Genomic DNA, 15,369 nt, shown 5'->3' on the forward strand with positions numbered 1-15,369 from the left:
CCATGCTCGACAAGGAACTCGAATTCAGCCTGAACATGGTCTTCAAGGAAGCGCGGGAGAAGCGCCACGAGTTCGTGACCGTGGAGCACCTCCTGATGGCGCTCGCGCAGAACCCCAGCGCCGCGACGGTGTTGCGCGCCTGTGGCGGTGATCTCGACCGCATCCGCGACGAGCTCGAGGCCTATATCGACGAGAACACGCCGCGCATCCCGCCGAACGATTCACGCGAGACGCAGCCGACCCTGGGGTTCCAGCGGGTCCTGCAAAGGGCGGTGTTTCACGTGCAGTCCAGCGGCCGCAAGGAGGTCTCCGGGGCGAACGTCCTGGTCGCGCTGTTCGGCGAACAGGACAGCCAGGCCCTTTACGTGCTCGGCCAGCAGAACATCAGCCGCCTGGACGTGGTGAATTTCATCTCCCATGGCATCTCCAAGGTCGGAGAAGATGAACTGGGGGGACAGCAGAACCCGAACGAACCACAGCCGGAGCCGGTCGAGGGCGAGCGCGAGGAAAAGACAAACGCTCTGCAGCTGTACGCGACCAATCTCAACGCGAAGGCGAGCAAGGACGAGATCGACCCGCTAATTGGGCGCGACCACGAGATCGAACGCACCATCCAGATCCTCTGTCGTCGGCGCAAGAACAACCCGCTTCTGGTGGGCGAGGCCGGTGTCGGCAAGACCGCCATTGCCGAGGGTCTGGCGCGGCGTATCGTCGACGAGCAGGTGCCCGAGGCAATCGAGTCCGCGACCGTCTACGCGCTCGATCTGGGCGCGCTGGTGGCCGGCACCAAGTACCGCGGGGATTTCGAGAAGCGCCTGAAGGGTGTGCTGGCGCAGCTGAAGAAGGAACCCGGCGCGGTGCTGTTCATCGACGAGATCCACACCATCATCGGTGCGGGCGCCGCCTCCGGCGGGGTAATGGACGCTTCCAACCTGATCAAGCCGATGCTCGCCTCGGGCGAGCTCAAGTGCATCGGCTCGACCACCTATCAGGAATATCGCGGGATCTTCGAGAAGGACCGCGCCCTGGCCCGTCGCTTCCAGAAGATCGAGGTGCCGGAGCCGACCGTGGACGAGACCGAGCAGATCCTGCGGGGGCTGAAATCGCGCTTCGAGGCACACCACAATGTCCGCTTCACGCGCCCGGCGCTGCGCGCCGCAGCGGAACTGGCGGATCGCTACATCACCGACCGGTTCCTGCCGGACAAGGCGATTGACCTGATCGACGAAGCAGGTGCCAGCCGGCAGCTGCTGCCGATGAGTCAGCGCAAGAAGACCATTGGCGTGCAGGATATCGAGACGATCGTGGCCAAGATCGCGCGCATCCCGCCGAAATCGGTCTCCAGCTCCGACAAGGAGACGCTGCGCAACCTCGAACGCAACCTGAAGATGACCGTCTTCGGCCAGGACGAGGCGATCGGGACGCTCGCGACCTCGATCAAGATGGCGCGTTCCGGCCTGGGCGACATGGACAAGCCGATTGGTTCGTTCCTGTTCGCCGGCCCGACCGGGGTCGGCAAGACCGAGGTTACGCGTCAGCTGGCACAACAGCTGGGGATTCATCTGGCGCGCTTCGACATGTCCGAGTACATGGAGCGCCACACGGTCTCGCGCCTGATCGGCGCGCCGCCCGGCTATGTCGGCTACGACGAGGGCGGGCTGCTGACCGATGCGATCCTGAAGCATCCGCACTCGGTGCTGCTGCTGGACGAGATCGAGAAGGCCCACCCGGATGTCTTCAATGTGCTGCTGCAGGTGATGGACCACGGCACCCTGACGGACGCCAATGGCCGCGAGGTGGACTTCCGCAACGTGATCCTGGTGATGACGACGAACGCCGGGGCGGAGCAGGCCAGCCGCCCGTCCGTGGGCTTTACCCAGCAGGATCACTCAAGCGATTCGATGGAGGCGATCAAGCGGACCTTCACGCCGGAGTTCCGCAACCGCCTGGATGCCACCATCCAGTTCGGTCCGCTGGACGAGGCGACTATCCTGAATGTCGTGGACAAGTTCCTGACGCAGCTGCAGGCCCAGCTGGACGAGAAGAAGGTGCACCTGACGGTGGAGCCGGACGCCCGTGCCTGGCTGGCCGAGCATGGCTACGACGTCAAGATGGGCGCACGCCCGATGGCACGCACGCTGCAGGAGCATATCAAGAAGCCGCTGGCCGACGAGTTGCTCTTCGGGCGTCTGGCGCAGGGCGGAGAGGTCGTGGTCCGGGTGGCCGAGTCCGGGCTGGAGCTCGATATACGCGAGCCGGCCGTCTCCTGAGGGAGCCACTGGGCCGAATCCTGGCCTGCAGAAACCACGAAGCCCCGGTCCGGCCGGGGCTTCGTCATTTAGGGGTAGGCCATGCTCTTTCGAGTGGGCCCGCAACCCCTGGGGCGGGACTACTTGTTACGGTAGACGATACGGCCCTTGGTCAGGTCGTAAGGGGTCATCTGCACGATCACCTTGTCGCCACGCAGGATGCGGATGTAGTGCTTGCGCATCTTGCCGGAGATGTGGGCGGTGATGGTGTGCCCGTTTTCGAGCTCTACCCGGAACGTGGTATTCGGCAGGGTCTCCACCACCGTTCCTTCCAGCTCGATTTCGTCTTCCTTCGCCATGCAGGTCCTCGCGTATTGAATTCGGTGGCGACATTATCCGGATGCTACGCGCGAACACAAGTCAACACGGGGTTTCCGGCGCGATGTTGGCGGTTGCGGATCGCCGAGTGATCCACGTTCGCCGAGGATTAGAGGCTGTTTGCCGACGTTGCGTCTAGGGCCTACACTACGCCCGCTTTTCTATGCGCGAGACGATTGGCGAATGACCACTAAATGGGCCGCAGTCTTTCCGGGGCAGGGTTCCCAGTCCGCCGGCATGCTCACCGATCTGGGCGACGACCACGCGGTCGTACGCGATACCTTTCAGGAGGCGTCGGATTGCCTGGATGCGGATCTGTGGAGCCTGTGTCAGCACGGTCCAGTCGAACAACTGAACCAGACCGAATGGACACAGCCGGTCATGCTGGCTGCCGGGGTGGCCACGTGGCGCTTGTTGGCACAGCAGACCGATGTACGCCCCGCTGGGGTCGCGGGTCACAGCCTTGGCGAGTACAGCGCGCTGGTGGCGGCCGGGGCGCTGCGATTCCCGGATGCCGTGCGTCTGGTGGCCGAGCGCGCCCGTGCCATGCAGGCCGCAGTACCCGAGGGCGAGGGCGCAATGGCCGCGATCCTTGGTCTCGACGACACCGCGGTCGAGCAGCTTTGTGCGGACAACGCCGAGGGGCAGGTCCTTGAGGCCGTTAACCTGAATGCACCCGGGCAGGTGGTGATCGCGGGTGCGGCCGCGGCGGTCGATCGAGCGGTTGGTGCCGCCAAGGACACCGGGGCAAAGCGCGCGCTCAAGCTGCCCGTGTCCGTTCCGTCGCACTGTGCGCTGATGCGTCCGGCTGCCGAGCGCCTGCAGTCGGCACTCGATGCAACCACCTTTGCGACTCCGGAAATCCCCGTTTGGCAGAACGTGACTGCGGCGCCGGCCGAGACGGCCGAGGCAATCAAGGCGAATCTGGCCGCGCAGCTCTATCGGCCGGTACGCTGGGTGGAGACCATCCAGGGGCTTCGCGCGCAGGGTGTCGAGGTACAGGTGGAATGTGGCCCCGGGCGCGTGCTCACGGGGCTGGCCAAACGGATTGACAGGGGCCTGGAGCTGTTCGACGTGGCCGACCGTGAAAGCCTGGATGCCACCGTCGGCCGACTGAAGGCTGGTTGACGCTCTACACTCGATTCCGAGCACGTCCAAAAACAAAAGGCGAATGATGTCCGATAACAAACGAGTGGCCCTGGTGACCGGGGCCAGCCGCGGCATTGGCGCGGCCATTGCCCGCCGTCTGGCGGAACAGGGCCTGCAGGTCGTCGGGACCGCGACCAGCGAATCCGGTGCCCAGCGCATCACCGAGGCGCTGTCCGAATGGAACGGGCGGGGTATCGCCATGGATGTAACCGACGCGGATTCGGTTGCGGCCGGCCTCGCCAGCGTCCAGGAGCAGGAAGGGGCGGTGGAGGTGCTGGTGAACAACGCCGGCATCACGCGCGACAACCTGTTCATGCGGATGAAGGACGAGGAGTGGGATGCCATCATCAACACGAACCTGTCCGCCGCCGCTCGCCTGACACAGCGCCTGCTGAAGGGCATGATGAAGCTGCGCCGCGGCCGCATCATACTGGTGGGCTCGGTGGTGGGGTCCACCGGCAATGCCGGTCAGACCAACTACGCGGCCGCCAAGGCGGGGTTAGCGGGGTTCGCGCGCTCGCTGGCGCGCGAGGTGGGCAGCCGCAACATCACGGTCAATACCGTCGCCCCGGGCTTCATTGATACCCACATGACCCGCGAACTCGGGGACGAGACGAAGGAACACCTGCTGGGCCAGATCCCGCTGGGGCGCCTGGGCGACCCGGAGGAGATCGCGGCGGCGGTGGGCTTCCTCGCATCCGAGGAGGCCGGCTACATCACCGGCGAAACGCTGCATGTGAACGGCGGGATGTTCATGCACTGATCAACCCGCGGGGCCTGGGGTCCAGCGCAGCCCAAGAGGCTCGCGTCTCCCTGGATCGCGGCCGGGCTTTTCTCTAGAATGGCGAACCTTCAAACGAAGCCGCCTCAATTGGAAGGGGATTTCTGAACCATGAGTAGCATTGAAGAACGCGTCAAGAAGATCGTTGTCGAGCAGCTGGGTGTCAAGGAAGAAGACGTCACCAACAGTGCCGCCTTTGTCGACGACCTGGGTGCCGACTCGCTCGACACCGTGGAGCTGGTGATGGCGCTCGAAGAGGAATTCGAGACGGAAATCCCGGACGAGCAGGCGGAAAAGATCACCACCGTGCAGCAGGCGATCGACTATATCAACGAGCACATGAAGGACTGATTGGGCGCCCCTGGGCGCTCGAACAGGACACGGACGGGCCTCTCTGCGAGCAGAGTGGCCCTTCGTCGTTTCGTTGAGCGCTTATTTCAGTCTTTCCAAGGAGAACATCATTGGCTAAGCGACGTGTCGTGATTACCGGGCTGGGCATTGTGTCCCCGGTCGGCTCTACCATCGACAAGGCCTGGTCCAACATCAAGGCCGGCAAGAGCGGCATTTCACCGATCGACGTGTTCGATGCATCGGAGATGCCGGTCAAGATTTCCGGGGCCGTGCGGGACTTCGAAGCCAATGAGTATGTCCCGCCCAAAGACCAGAAAAAGATGGACACGTTTGTCCTCTACGGGCTCGCGGCCGGGATTCAGGCCCTGGACGATTCCGGTCTCGAGGTGACCGAGGAGAATGCGGACCGTATTGGTGTCGCGATCGGTTCCGGGATCGGTGGCCTGCCGTATATCGAACGCTCTTACGCCGCGTACCTCAAGGGTGGCGCGCGCAAGATCTCGCCGTTTTTTGTCCCCAGCGCGATCATCAATATGGTCGCGGGAAATCTCTCCATCATGCGCAACCTGCGCGGTCCGAATATCTCGATTGTGTCGGCCTGTGCGACGGCTACGCACAACATCGGCGATGCCGCCCGCATGATTGCCTACGGCGATGCCGATGCGATGGTGGCCGGCGGGGCCGAGATGGCGACGACGCCGCTCGGCATCGGCGGGTTTGCGGCCGCACGTGCACTGTCGACCCGTAACGATGACCCGGAACGCGCCTCGCGTCCCTGGGATCAGGATCGCGACGGCTTTGTGCTGAGTGACGGGGCCGGCGTGATGATGCTCGAGGAGTACGAGCATGCGAAGGCCCGAGGCGCCAACATCTACTGCGAGGTAGCCGGCTTTGCCTGGAACGCCGATGCGCATCACATGACCCAGCCCTCGCAGGATGGGGCGGGAGCTGCTCGGTGCATGCTTCGTGCCCTGAACGACGCGGGCGTTAATCCGGAGGAAGTCGGATACATCAACGCCCACGGCACCTCGACGCCGGCCGGCGACGTGGCCGAGACACAGGGGCTGAAGAAAGCCTTTGGCGATCACGCCTACAAGCTGCTGGTGAACTCCACGAAGTCCATGACTGGACATCTGCTGGGTGCAGCCGGTGGCATCGAGGGCGTGTTCACGGCGCTGGCGCTACGCGATCAGGTTTCCCCCCCGACGATCAACCTCGACCAGCCGGGTGAGGGTTGTGATCTGGATTACGTGCCCAACGAGGCGCGCGAGATGAATACGAAGGTGGGTCTGTCGAACTCCTTCGGGTTTGGGGGCACCAACGGGACTCTGGTGTTCCGCAGCCTCTAGTCCGCCAGCATATGGCAGTCGAGCGGCTGGGGCGCGGGATCGATCTGGCGCCCCTGGCCCGGCGCTTTCCGGAGCGCTATCCACACCTGCTCGAGTCGGCCCTGATCGGTCAGGCGCCGGCTCGTTATTCCATCCTGTTTGCCTTTCCGGGCATCACGCTGGATGCCCGAGGCGATGACGCTCTGTGGTCCGTGCTCGACCAGGACCTGAGCGATGCAAGGGCCGACTCGGAAGTCGAGCCCGGTTATGACCACCTCCCGTTTCTCGGGGGCTGGTTTCTCTATCTGGGCTATGAATGGGCCTGGCAGCTGGAACCCGCGCTGGGCGCCTGCCGCTCGGACCCCTGGCTGCCCCCCGCCCGGGTCACCCGGTTTCCCGCCGCGATCATTGTGGATCATCACGACGACCAGACCTTCCTGGTGAGCGAGGAGGGGGCAGACCCAATCGCCTCCATGCGCGCTGACGTCGAGGCGTGCCGGGAGGAGAGTCTGGGAGCAGGGGCCTTGCCGGCGCTCGCGATCGACGAGGAAGAGCCGGAACGTTATCGCGCGGCGGTGCGGCAAGGGCTGGAGTACATTCGCGCGGGCGATACCTTTCAGGTGAATCTGTCGCGCGAATGGAGGGCGTCCAGCCGGGAGGCACTCGACGGAGGTGCGCTGTATGCGCGCCTTAGGAACGCGAATGCGGCGCCCTTTGCCGCCTGGCTGCAGTTTCCCGAGGGGCAGGTGATCAGTTCGTCGCCCGAGCGCCTGGTGTCGGTGGAAGGGGGTGAGGTTGAGACCCGGCCGATCGCGGGTACCCGCCGGCGCGATGATAACGCGGAAAAAGATTCAAGTCTTTTTAGCGAGTTACGGGGAAACCTTAAGGAGCGTTCCGAGCATGTAATGTTGGTGGACCTTGAGCGCAACGACGTCGGCCGGGTGGCCTCTGCCGGGAGCGTGCGGGTTGCCGAACTGATGACCGTCGAGAGCTACCGACGCGTCCATCACATTGTGTCGAGTATCGTGGGGCGATTGAAGCCGGAGACGCGTGCGGGCGATGTGCTGCGAGCCGTGTTCCCTGGCGGGACGATCACCGGGTGTCCGAAGATACGCAGCATGCAGATCATCCAGGAGCTGGAGGCCGGCGCACCCCGCGGGGCGTACACCGGGTCCTGCGGCTACTTGAGCCGGCATGGGCGGATGGACACGAACATCCTCATCCGTACCCTGGTGCTGCGCGGCAACGAACTGCGCTTTCGGGCGGGGGCGGGCATCGTGGCGGACTCGGATCCCGATCGCGAGCTGGCCGAGACCCGCCACAAGGCGCATGGGCTGCTGGATGCGCTTGGGGGCCGGGCGTGATCCTGGTCAACGGCATCGAGGCCCACGTCCCGGGCGACGACCGCGGCGTTTTGCTGGGCGATGGCTTGTTCGAGACGGTGATGATGGATTCCGGCCGCCCCCGGCTGTGGCCTTATCATGTCGCTCGGCTGGAACGGGGGCTGGAACGACTCGGATTCCCGCCCGTGGATGAATCGCACCTGCGTGAGGAACTACAGCGAGTCGCGCCAGAGGGGCGTTGCATGGCTCGCGTTACGCTGACGCGAGGGCAGGGGCCCCGTGGTTACTTGCCGCCCGACCACGTCACCATGACCCGGATTGTCGCCGGTGGCCCCGCGCTGGCTCAGTCCATGGGGGTGGAACCGAAGCCGTTGCGGATGGGCTGGTCGCCGGTGTCGATGGCGATTCAGCCAGCGCTCGCGGGCCTGAAACATACGAGTCGCCTCGAACAGGTCGTGATCCGGCAAAGCTGGGAAGCCGGATGGGACGAAGCCATTGTCTGCGATACACAGGGGCGTCTGGTCAGCGCGACGCAAGGCAACCTCTGGTGGCGCCAGGGGACGGACCTGTTCACGCCTCCAGTGGACGAGGCGGGGATTGCGGGTACGCGCAGGGCGTGGATATTCGACCATGCAACGGCCCACGGTTTCACCGTCCAGGAGCAGCGCGCGACCCCCGAGGCCTTGCAGCGGGTCGACGGCCTTTATGTCAGCAATGCGCGCCTGGGATTATACCCAGGCCGCCTGATCGAAACGGACATGCCTGATACGACATGGCAGGATGACCCGGTTCGGGTTCTGAGTATGGCGCTGCATGAAGCGGATTAGTGGTCTGATAACCGGGGTCTTGCTGATCGGCCTGCTGGCGGGAGGCTGGTGGTTCGGGGATCGCTATCACCAGGATCTCAACCAGCCGCTGGCGCTGGATCAGACGGAACGGTTCCAGCTCGAGCGGGGCCAGGGGCTGCGTCAGGTGAGCAAGGAATTCGAGCGCCGCGGCTGGGTCGAGCAAGCCTGGATGGTCGAACTGTACGGGCGCCGCCAGGGCCTGGCACCGCGACTGCAGGCAGGCGAGTACGCGGTGGATGCCGGTGCGACCCCGCGCAGCCTGCTGCACGCCATGGCACGCGGAGAGGTCGTGCAGCACCGGCTGACGGTTCCGGAGGGTTGGACCATCGCGCAGGCCCTGCGCGCCTTGCGCCAGCACCCCGAGATCGAGGGGCCGTCGGAATCCGTTGGGGTGGAGAACCTGCTGGAGGCGCTGGGGCTCGAAGAACTGGAGCATCCCGAGGGCTGGTTCTTGCCGGACACCTACTTCTTCGGGTCCGGGACCGATGCCCTGGAGGTGCTGCGGCGCGCATACCGCGCAATGGATGCCACGCTGCACTCCGCCTGGGAGTCACGCACCGAGGACCACCCGGTGGAGTCACCGTACGAACTCCTGATCCTGGCCTCGATCATCGAGCGCGAGACCGGGCGCGGCGAGGAGCGTGACCGGGTCGCGGGCGTGTTCGTCAATCGGCTGCGCCGAGGGATGCTGCTGCAGACCGATCCCACGCTGCTCTATGTGCAGGAGCCTGGCGTGCAGCGGCTGACCCGTGCGGAGCTGCAGCGCGACCATCCCTATAACACCTATACCCGTACCGGGCTGCCACCCACGCCGATCGCACTGCCGGGACGAGCAGCGATCGAGGCGGCTGCGCGGCCGGCCGAGACAGACGATCTGTTCTTCGTTTCCCGCGGCGACGGCACACATCACTTCTCCGAGACCTATCGCGAGCATCGCCAGGCCGTGATTCGCTATCAGCTCGGCGGTGATGGGTCCCGCTACGGCATCCGGAACCGCCGATGACCGCCGACGCATCCACCGAACACGTGTCCAGTGGCGCCCGCTTCGTAGTCCTGGAAGGTATCGAGGGCTCGGGAAAGTCCACACAGCTCGCTACTGTGGTGGAGACCCTGCGGGCAAGAGGGATCGAGCCCGAATGCACCCGCGAACCGGGTGGCACGGCACTGGGCGAGCGACTACGGGGTCTATTGCTGGATCCCGACCTTCCCGGTATGTGCCCCGAGGCGGAGCTGCTGTTGATGTTCGCCGCCCGTGCACAGCACCTCGCCTCGGTGATACGGCCGGCACTCGCGGCGGGCCGCTGGGTCGTCAGTGACCGCTTCACCGATGCGAGCTTTGCCTATCAGGGTGCGGGGCGAGGGCTGGGCACGGAGCGCGTGGCCCGACTGGAAGACTGGGTGCAGGGCGATCTGCGCCCCGACCTGGTCCTATTGCTGGATATCGATCCGGCCACCGGGCTGGAACGAGCGGTGCAGCGGGGTCGCCGAGACCGCATCGAGCGGGAGGCCCTGGAATTCTTTGCACGGGTGCGCGAGGCCTACCTGGAGCGTGCCCGCGCGCACCCGGATCGCTACCGTGTCATTGATGGACATGCCACTCCCGAGCAGGTGGCCGACTCGGTCCGTCGGGCACTGGAGGAATGGCAGACCCATACCATGGCTCGGGGAAGCTGATGTCGACGCAACCACCCTGGCTGGACCCCATACGGCAGCGCCTCGTGCGGCGCGGGCGGGACGGCAGGCTGCCCAGCGGGATTCTGGTCAATGGAAGCCCCGGGGTGGGCAAGGCCCTGCTGACGACGAGCGTCGTCCAGAGCCTGCTGTGCCAGCGTGTGGACGGCGACGAGCCCGCCTGTGGCGAGTGCAATGCCTGTCGCAGCCTGGAGGGCGGCGTGCACCCGGAGGTACGTCTGCTGGAGCCGGCCGAGCCCGGCAAGGACATCCTGGTCGATGCCGTGCGTGACGCCACGGAGTTTCTGACCCTCAGTGGCTCGGGCGGGGCGCTGCGGGCGCTGATCATCCGTCCGGCCGATGCGCTCAACATGAACGCGGCCAATGCGCTGCTCAAGACCCTGGAGGAACCACCCGCCGGGGCCGTCGTGTTCCTCGAGTCCGCGCGTCCGGCCAGTCTGCCGGCCACCATTCGCAGCCGCTGCCAGCAAACGGATATTGCCAGCCCTGCCCTGGGCGAAGTGCACGAGTGGCTCGCCTCGGAAAGCGATCAGCCTGAACGGGTCGCGGAGGCCTATGCCGCCAGCCTCGGGCGTCCGCTTCTGGCGCGGGAGATCCTGACGGATGCCGCGGCCCTGGAAGCCTGGGAAGCCGATCGTCAGATCCTGACCGCGGTGCTGAATGCGACCGATCTGCATTCCACCGCCGCCGTGCTGCAGCGCAGCGTGCCCGAGCGCCTGATCCCGCGCCTCCAGGCCCTGCTGCTGTCGGCGCAGCGCCTTTTGCTGGTGGGGCAACTGGATGCCTTTGGCGAGCAGTTCCCGCGCGATCAGTTACTCAACTTTGCACGGACGCGAGGTGCACGTCGCCTCGCGTGGCTGGTGCAGCAGTCACTCGAATGGCAGCGCCAGAATGGTGCCAACCTGAATCCTGCGCTGCGCAGCGAGGCCATCGCACTGGCGCTGGGCAGGCGCTGATCGGATTGCGCATTCGCGCTCGCGGTGCTGTTGCCGTGCGGGCATGCTGCAAAACGGACCCGCAACGCTGCGTGAAACAGGGCAGTCGACGCGCCCGGGTTTCAGGCAGCGTCGCCCCGGGGGGGTGGCGCACGCCAGCCGGGATGGGGGATACTCGCGGGTCCAGACAACGTGGTGGGAGGGAACATGGCCGGGCAGGGCATGCTGACCTTGGCAATCAAGGAAAAACCCGCACTGTACGCCGCGTACATGCCCTTCGTGACCAACGGCGGGCTGTTCATCCCTACGGACAAGTCCTACAAGCTCGGGGACCAGGTGTTCCTGCTGTTGTCCCTGCTGGACGATTCCGACCGCCTGCCGACACCATGCACCGTTGTGTGGATCACGCCCGCCCGGGCGCAGGGCAACCGCCTTCGTGGTATCGGCGTTCAGTTCAACAAGTCCGACAAGGGCGTGACGCACCGCCGAATCGAGGAACACCTCGGCGGTATGCTCAACTCGGACCGCAAGACCCACACATTCTGAGCATCTGAACCCGGGACCGGTCGTCAGGCCGCGATCCCAAGTGCCTTCTGCACCTGATCCAGGGCACGCTCAATCTGCTGATCCGTCAGGTAGTAGTGGGGCGAGAAGCGGATCCCCCCGCCACGCACCGCGCACAGGACTCCGCCGGCCTGAAGGCGCGCGTAGACGGCGTCGAGATCCGCCGAGGGGGGGCGGAAGGTCAGGATCCCTGCCCGTCGGCCGCGCGGCGTGAGCACCTCGCAACCCATCGCTTCCAGCTCCTCGGCCAGGTGATGCCAGTGAAAGCAGATGTCGTGATCGACGTTCTCGATGCCCACCTCCAGCAGTAGCGACAGGCTGGCGTGCAGCGCATGGATCCCCAGCATGTTGTGGCTTCCCGGCTCGAACCGGCGGGCCGACGGGGCAGGGGTCAGCCCCGGGTTCGAGAAATCACCGGCATGCGCCAGCATGTTCCACCCGTACTCCTGTAGCCGGAGTTGCTCGCGAATCTCCGGGTTGACGTAGAAGATCCCGATCCCCTCTGGCGCCAGCATCCACTTGTGGCCGTCCGCCATTACAAAATCTGCGTGGCAACCCGGGGCATCGAAGGGCAGCGCCCCCAGATGCTGAATCGCGTCGACACAGAACAGGATCCCCCGGGCCCGCAGCTCTGCCCCGAGTGCCTGGATATCCACGCGGATGCCCGAGTCGTAGCGAACCGCGCTGGTCGCCACCAGCCGCGTCTGGCGGTCGCAGGCGGCCAGCAGGTCGCGTTCGGGTTCATCGCCCACCTCGACCTCGCGCACCTCGATGCCGAATCGTTCGCCCGCTGCGTGCCAGACGACCCGATTGGACGGGAACTCTCCGGTCGGGAGAACAATGTTGTCCCCCTCCGACCAGGGCAGGCCGAACGCCACCATCGACAGCGCTTCCGAGGTGTTCTTGACGAAGGCGATATCCGCCGCGTCGCTGGCCCCGATCAGGGCGCGGGCCAGCTCGCGCGTCGCATCCACCCGCTTGAGCCACTGGCCATAGTCCTTCGAGCCCTGACGCACGTTCTCGCGGGCGAACTCGCAAACCGCCTCTTCGGTACGTCTGGGCCAGGCACCCACCGCCGCGTGGTTGAGATGGATGATGTCCTGCTGCGGAAATTCGGGGTGCATGGGATCCTCCTGGCCGGCAGGAAAGGGTACCTCATAAGCGCGCCCGCGCTAAATCCCGAATCCCGACGGGGAAGGAGCCTTGTTCGCCCCCGGGGGGGCTGCTACTTTCCGCGCACTGAATTACGGCCCCCGGCAAGCCGCTTGCGGGGGGCTAACCCACTGCCCCGAGAGCCCACCGCATGGACAACGAACAGCTCAAACGCCGGGACCTGCGCGCCCTCTGGCACCCCTGCACCCAGATGAAGGATTACGGAGAGGAGGGGACCTTGCCCCTGCTGCCGATCCAGCGCGGGGAGGGCGTATGGCTGTACGATTTCGACGGCAACCGGTATCTGGATGCGATCAGCTCATGGTGGGTCAACCTTTTTGGCCATGCGAACCCTCGCATCAATGCCGCGGTCCGCGACCAGCTGGACCAGCTCGAACACGTCATCCTTGCGGGCTGCACGCACGAGCCTGTCGTGGAGCTGTGCGAACGCCTGATCGACCTCACACCCGAGGGTCTCGATCGGGTGTTCCTGGCCGATAATGGCAGCGCCGGTGTCGAGGTGGCGCTCAAGATGAGCTTTCACTACTGGCTCAACTGTGGCCGCGGCGAAAAGACCCGTTTCATCCGCCTGTCCAACAGCTACCACGGCGAGACTCTGGGTGCCCTTTCAGTAAGCGATGTCCCGCTCTACAGCGCCACCTACAAGCCCCTCATGCTGGATGTCATCACCGTTCCCGCGCCGGACTGCTACGAGCGCGAGCCGGGCGAGAGCTGCGCCGATGTCGCCCGGCGACAGTTTGTCCATATGGAGGCGGCCCTCGCGAACCACGCAGAGGAGGTCTGCGCCGTCATCGTCGAGCCGCTGGTGCAGTGCGCAGGGCACATGCGCATGTACGACCCGGAATACTTGCGCCTGCTTCGCGCTGCCTGCGATCGGCACGGCGTACACCTGATCGCGGACGAGATTGCCGTCGGCTTTGGACGCACCGGAACCATGTTCGCCTGCGAACAGGGCCCTGTTGTCCCGGATTTCTTGTGCCTTTCCAAAGGGCTGACCGGCGGATACCTGCCTATGGCGGCCGTACTGACATCCGAGGAGGTCTACAACGCCTTTTACGATGATTATGAGAAACTCAATATGTTTCTCCACTCACATTCGTATACGGGTAATCCTTTAGCATGTCGTGCGGCACTGGCCACGCTTGATATTTTTGCCTCGAGCCCCGTCCTTGACCGTAATCGGGAGCTCGCTGCCCATATCGCCCAGCGCATTGCACCATTAGCCGATCACCCTCACGTGGCCGATGTGCGCCAGCACGGCATGATTGCCGCCGTCGAGCTGATTCAGGACAAGGCATCCCGGACCCCGTATCCCTGGCAGGAGCGCCGCGGGCTGGAGATCTATCGTCATGGCCTTTCCCGGGGTGCCCTTTTGCGCCCCCTGGGCAATGTTTCCTATCTGATGCCCCCTTACATAATCACGCCAGAACAGATTGATTTCCTCGTCCAGGTTATGGAGGAGGGGATTGATCGGGCCACCAATTGCGGATGACCCGTTTACGCAAAACCCGCGGCAGTTCGAATTATCGGCACCAGTCGCATGACTTTATTCCATCTCCGCTTGACGGATCGACGGATTGGTGGCTATACCCTTTACTAGGGCTGCGCACTCCAAGGGCCGCATCAGGCCTATCGGAAACGCGGGACGGTCAAGTCTGGCGAATCTAACCCTTGGATCGAGGCGCGCCTTGGTATTCCATAGCCATCGTGTTTCCATCCATTCAGGGGAGAGTCGCCATGAACGATTTCAATGAGGACTTGGGGAACGTATTAATTGTAACGCCGGGCTCGCCGCAATCGGCCCTGTTCATTGAGTACGTTTCAGAAAAAACCGGATGTTCTGTAACGGGATTGGAGCCAGGGTCCCCGCGAATTGCCCAGACACTCAGGGATTACAATCTCGCACTTTTTGATGCGAGCGCACTAGACGAGCGCGATATCGGACATGTACAGCAGGCGGTGGCGGATGGCGCAAAGACCGTCTTCTCCGGGTTCAATATACCGAGCGAAGACGAAGCCCTGCGCCTGCTGGACCTGCTCTACCTGCAAGGAATATTTTATAAGACGGATCAGCTGGATCTATTGTGCAAGGGCATTCTGTGTCTGCTGAACGGCGATTTCTGGATGTCCCGACACCTGATGACACGGCTGGTCCGGCTGTACCGGCAGCAGCGCACGAACACCTACCGGCCTGCCTGTGGGCTGACACAGCGAGAGCTCGAGATCCTGGCGATGCTGGGATCGGGCGAAACCAACATGAATATCGCGAAACAGCTGTTCATAAGTGAACATACGGTCAAGTCCCACCTGTACAACATCTTCCGCAAGATTGAGGTCAAGAACCGCACGCAGGCCATCAACTGGGCCAAAGACCATCTGGGCGCGCCGCCCCCTCAGGTGATGTGGAGGCGGCGGCGCGCCGAAGCACGCGCGATCTAGGGCAGGGGGCCGAAAAGGCCGGGCGCTCGCCCGGCTTGCTGTTGGGGTAGTCAGGGCCTTGTGTGTTGTCGCCGGGCTGCCCTGGAAGGGACGTGAGCGGGCCTGAGGCGGTATCCGGTGTCCATGCTCTAACGTGGCG

The 15,369-nt window shown here is 64.5% G+C and carries 15 protein-coding genes; 13 read left to right on the forward strand and 2 right to left on the reverse strand.

From position 1 onward, the window contains the following. The first annotated feature begins 2 nt into the window (after window positions 1-2). Entirely contained in the window at window positions 3-2,270 is a 2,268-nt protein-coding gene (gene clpA, locus G372_RS0109285; protein ID WP_018864283.1) for an ATP-dependent Clp protease ATP-binding subunit ClpA, read from the forward strand. A gap of 119 nt (window positions 2,271-2,389) precedes the next feature. Here clpA and infA read toward each other — a convergent pair whose 3' ends face one another. Continuing rightward, entirely contained in the window at window positions 2,390-2,608 is a 219-nt protein-coding gene (gene infA / locus G372_RS0109290) for a translation initiation factor IF-1 (RefSeq protein WP_012982660.1), read from the reverse strand. Window positions 2,609-2,810: 202 nt separating this feature from the next. On the opposite strand from infA, the gene fabD reads away from it, so the two are divergent. From fabD to G372_RS0109340, 10 genes are all read left to right on the forward strand, one after another. After that, window positions 2,811-3,755, forward strand: a complete 945-nt coding sequence (gene fabD / locus G372_RS0109295) for an ACP S-malonyltransferase (protein ID WP_081621274.1) — start codon at window positions 2,811-2,813, stop codon at window positions 3,753-3,755. A gap of 46 nt (window positions 3,756-3,801) precedes the next feature. Then, window positions 3,802-4,539: a 3-oxoacyl-ACP reductase FabG gene (gene fabG, locus G372_RS0109300; RefSeq protein WP_026340378.1), complete on the forward strand. Its 738-nt coding sequence runs from the start codon at window positions 3,802-3,804 to the stop codon at window positions 4,537-4,539. 129 nt (window positions 4,540-4,668) lie between these two features. Further along, complete coding sequence (gene acpP, locus G372_RS0109305) at window positions 4,669-4,908, forward strand: acyl carrier protein (protein ID WP_012982657.1); 240 nt, start codon at window positions 4,669-4,671, stop codon at window positions 4,906-4,908. A gap of 128 nt (window positions 4,909-5,036) precedes the next feature. Continuing rightward, on the forward strand, window positions 5,037-6,257 hold the full coding sequence (gene fabF, locus G372_RS0109310; RefSeq protein ID WP_018864286.1) for a beta-ketoacyl-ACP synthase II: 1,221 nt from the start codon (window positions 5,037-5,039) through the stop codon (window positions 6,255-6,257). Between the two features lie 11 nt (window positions 6,258-6,268). Continuing rightward, a complete protein-coding gene (locus tag G372_RS0109315) occupies window positions 6,269-7,600 on the forward strand; it encodes an aminodeoxychorismate synthase component I (protein WP_019624215.1) in 1,332 nt (443 codons plus the stop codon). Further along, entirely contained in the window at window positions 7,597-8,406 is an 810-nt protein-coding gene (gene pabC / locus G372_RS0109320; RefSeq protein WP_019624216.1) for an aminodeoxychorismate lyase, read from the forward strand. Before G372_RS0109315 ends, pabC begins: the two co-directional genes overlap by 4 nt. Beyond that, entirely contained in the window at window positions 8,393-9,430 is a 1,038-nt protein-coding gene (gene mltG / locus G372_RS0109325; protein ID WP_026279002.1) for an endolytic transglycosylase MltG, read from the forward strand. The genes pabC and mltG overlap by 14 nt, the downstream gene beginning before the upstream one ends. Next, window positions 9,427-10,101: a dTMP kinase gene (gene tmk / locus G372_RS0109330; RefSeq protein WP_019624217.1), complete on the forward strand. Its 675-nt coding sequence runs from the start codon at window positions 9,427-9,429 to the stop codon at window positions 10,099-10,101. The genes mltG and tmk overlap by 4 nt, the downstream gene beginning before the upstream one ends. Beyond that, entirely contained in the window at window positions 10,101-11,075 is a 975-nt protein-coding gene (locus G372_RS0109335; protein ID WP_155998823.1) for a DNA-directed DNA polymerase, read from the forward strand. The genes tmk and G372_RS0109335 overlap by 1 nt, the downstream gene beginning before the upstream one ends. Window positions 11,076-11,261: 186 nt before the next feature. Then, the gene (locus G372_RS0109340; RefSeq protein WP_018864292.1) at window positions 11,262-11,600 is read left to right on the forward strand and encodes a PilZ domain-containing protein; all 339 of its coding nucleotides are present in this window, start codon (window positions 11,262-11,264) and stop codon (window positions 11,598-11,600) included. 23 nt (window positions 11,601-11,623) lie between these two features. On the opposite strand, the gene G372_RS0109345 is transcribed toward G372_RS0109340, so the two are convergent. Beyond that, complete coding sequence (locus G372_RS0109345) at window positions 11,624-12,742, reverse strand: aminotransferase class V-fold PLP-dependent enzyme (RefSeq protein WP_018864293.1); 1,119 nt, start codon at window positions 12,740-12,742, stop codon at window positions 11,624-11,626. A gap of 179 nt (window positions 12,743-12,921) precedes the next feature. Between G372_RS0109345 and G372_RS0109350 the strand changes: the two genes are divergently transcribed. Beyond that, on the forward strand, window positions 12,922-14,283 hold the full coding sequence (locus G372_RS0109350) for an adenosylmethionine--8-amino-7-oxononanoate transaminase (RefSeq protein WP_019624219.1): 1,362 nt from the start codon (window positions 12,922-12,924) through the stop codon (window positions 14,281-14,283). 245 nt (window positions 14,284-14,528) lie between these two features. Next, entirely contained in the window at window positions 14,529-15,230 is a 702-nt protein-coding gene (locus tag G372_RS13580; RefSeq protein WP_038070573.1) for a LuxR C-terminal-related transcriptional regulator, read from the forward strand. Window positions 15,231-15,369: the final 139 nt, after the last annotated feature.

Source organism: Thioalkalivibrio thiocyanoxidans ARh2 (genome assembly GCF_000385215.1).
Lineage (GTDB): Bacteria > Pseudomonadota > Gammaproteobacteria > Ectothiorhodospirales > Ectothiorhodospiraceae > Thioalkalivibrio > Thioalkalivibrio thiocyanoxidans.